Annotated in this window: 3 protein-coding genes and 1 pseudogene; 2 read left to right on the top strand and 2 right to left on the bottom strand. The window is 65.3% G+C overall.

What is annotated here, in order from left to right:
• Both thpR and ENZ75_RS28880 read right to left on the bottom strand, forming a co-directional pair.
• Nucleotides 1-462: RNA 2',3'-cyclic phosphodiesterase (gene thpR, locus ENZ75_RS28885; RefSeq protein ID WP_128278510.1), on the bottom strand; the 462-nt coding region annotated here is incomplete at its 3' end.
• A gap of 125 nt (nt 463-587) precedes the next feature.
• Entirely contained in the window at nt 588-1,232 is a 645-nt protein-coding gene (locus tag ENZ75_RS28880; protein WP_013528820.1) for an arylesterase, read from the bottom strand.
• Nucleotides 1,233-1,320: 88 nt separating this feature from the next.
• Here ENZ75_RS28880 and ENZ75_RS28875 point away from each other — a divergent pair, with 88 nt between their 5' ends.
• Both ENZ75_RS28875 and ENZ75_RS28870 read left to right on the top strand, forming a co-directional pair.
• Nucleotides 1,321-2,016, top strand: a complete 696-nt coding sequence (locus tag ENZ75_RS28875; RefSeq protein ID WP_063169548.1) for an ABC transporter ATP-binding protein — start codon at nt 1,321-1,323, stop codon at nt 2,014-2,016.
• Nucleotides 2,016-2,390: pseudogene (locus ENZ75_RS28870) on the top strand (ABC transporter permease); the annotation flags it as partial. The gene ENZ75_RS28875 and the pseudogene ENZ75_RS28870, both read left to right, overlap by 1 nt.

Here is a 2,390-nt window from a genome sequence, read left to right as displayed (position 1 = left end):
GAAACGGCCGATGCGGAACGGCAGCGTCGAGAAATTGCCGCGCGCCGACAGATATTGGGCAACGTCCAGCGGGGTCGAATTGCGCAAGCGCGCCAGCGTCACATGCGGCATGAATTTGCGCGGGTCGGCCGGGATGCCGAGCCGCTGGCAGATGCGGTCGACCTCACCTTGAAGGGCGGCCAGATCGGGCGAGGCGGAAGCGCCCGCCCATACCGCATGCGGCTTCTTCTGGCCGAAAGCGCCGACGCCGGTCAGCGCCAGCGAGAAAGAAGGGCGGTGGACGCGGTCGAGCGCGTTGGCGATCTCGTCGGCGACATGGCCGGGAACATCGCCGATGAAGCGCAGCGTCAGATGGTAGTTTTCGACGTCGATCCAGCGAGCTCCCGGCAAGCCGCCCCGCAGCAGGGACAGCGAAAGGGCAGCGTCACGCGGAATTTCGAGGGCGGTGAAAAGACGCGGCATGAAGAGCCTCCCTTCCTCGAATCGAACTGTCACCCATAGCGAATCATCGATAGTCAAACGGAGCAAGAGGTTTGTTGGCCACAGTCCCTGTTAAAAGCTCGCCGGGCGGAAACAGTTCCAACCCGCTAGGAATCGCCCGGCACCGCCGCGATCACCTTCTCGACCGCGGGCAGGATGCGTTCGACCATCTGGTCGACGCCTCGTGCGCTCGGATGCAGGCCGTCCTCGAGCTGCATGCCGGGCTGGCCGGCGACGCCGTCGAGAAAGAACGGGTAGAGCGCGACGTCGTATTTCTTCGCCAGGTCCGGGAAAATGGCGTCGAAGGCGCTCTGGTAGTCGGGACCGAGATTGGGTGCGGCGCGCATGCCGGCCAGAAGCACGGCAATCTTGCGCTGCTTCAGCTTGCTCAGCATCTCGTCGAGGTTCTTTTTGGTGATGTCGGGCGAGACGCCGCGCAGCATGTCGTTGGCGCCGAGTTCGAGGATGACCAGCTGCGTGCCGTCCGGCACCGACCAGTCAAGCCGCGCCAGGCCGCCGCTCGTCGTGTCGCCGGAGACGCCGGCATTGGCGACGGTCACGTCGTGGCCTTTGGCGCCAAGCGCTGCCTGCAGCCTGTCGGTAAAGCCCTGGTCGGGTCCAAGGCCATAGCCCGCCATCAGGCTGTCACCGAAGCCGACGATCTTGAACGGCTCGGCACGCGCCGACGACATGACGCCGCAAATGGCGAGGAAAACCACGAAGCCTGCGGCAATACTGCGTTTGAAAGACATGCGGCAGGCCCCATATGAGCTAGGAATTCTCCAGTCGACGGCTTCCGGCAAGCAGAGCCTTCATTCCCAGATATAGGACGATTTCATTTTGACAGAAGCCGTCATCGCGCTGAAAGACGTGTCCCTGACCCTTGGCGAGGGCGCTTCATCGGTCCATGTGCTGAAGGGGGTGAGCCTCGACGTGGCGACCGGCGAGGCGACCGGCATCGTCGGACCTTCGGGTTCCGGCAAGTCGACCTTGCTGATGGTCCTGGCAGGCCTGGAAAGGGTCGATTCGGGTACGGTCCGAATCGCCGGCGAGCTGCTCAACGGCAAAAGCGAGGACCAGATTGCTTCGTTTCGTGGCCGAAACATTGGCATCGTGTTCCAGTCCTTCCATCTCATTCCCAACATGACGGCGCTCGAAAATGTCGCGGTGCCGCTGGAACTGGCCGGCCATTCCGATCCGTTCGCGGTGGCGGCGCGCGAGCTGGCGGCGGTTGGCCTCAGCGACCGCGTCACCCACTATCCCGGCGAATTGTCGGGCGGCGAGCAGCAGCGCGTGGCGATCGCCCGCGCATTGGCGCCGTCGCCGCGCATCCTGATCGCCGACGAGCCGACCGGCAATCTGGACCAGGCGACCGGGCGGCAGGTCGCCGACCTCCTGTTTGCGAAGGCGGCCGAGCGCGGCATGACGCTGGTGCTGGTGACGCATGATCCGGCGCTCGCGGCACGCTGTTCGCGCCAGGTTTCGATGCACTCGGGCCGGATCGAGGCACCGGCGCCGGTCAAGGTGACGGCCTGATGCCGCTGTCCCGGACGTTGAGGCTCGCTGTCCGCTTCTCGCTGCGCGAGATGCGCGGCGGCCTGTCCGGTTTCCTGATCTTCCTCGCCTGCATCGCGCTCGGCGTCGCGGCCATCGGCGGCGTCAACTCGGTGGCGCGTTCGATCACCGCCGGTGTCGCCAATCAGGGCCAGACGCTGCTTGGCGGCGATCTTCGCTTCCAGATCAACCAGCGTGACGCCAGTCAGGCGGAGCGCAGCTTCCTTGACGGGCTCGGCACGGTTTCGCGGACCGCCAGCATGCGTTCGATGGCGCGTCTCGCCGACGGATCCGACCAGGCGCTGGTCGAGGCCAAGGCGGTCGACCATGTCTATCCGCTCTATGGCACGCTGGAG

The organism is Mesorhizobium sp. M7A.F.Ca.CA.002.04.1.1 (assembly GCF_004022805.1).
In the GTDB taxonomy this organism is placed as follows: Bacteria; Pseudomonadota; Alphaproteobacteria; order Rhizobiales; family Rhizobiaceae; genus Mesorhizobium; species Mesorhizobium ciceri.
The sequence above is the reverse complement of the archived record's forward strand: the minus strand, read 5'-3'. Positions and strand labels throughout refer to the sequence as shown.

What these genes read in the sequence shown, in the direction of transcription:
- ENZ75_RS28880 (WP_013528820.1), bottom strand. Translation starts at nt 1,232, where the DNA reads ATGTCTTTCAAACGCAGTATTGCCGCAGGCTTCGTGGTTTTCCTCGCC.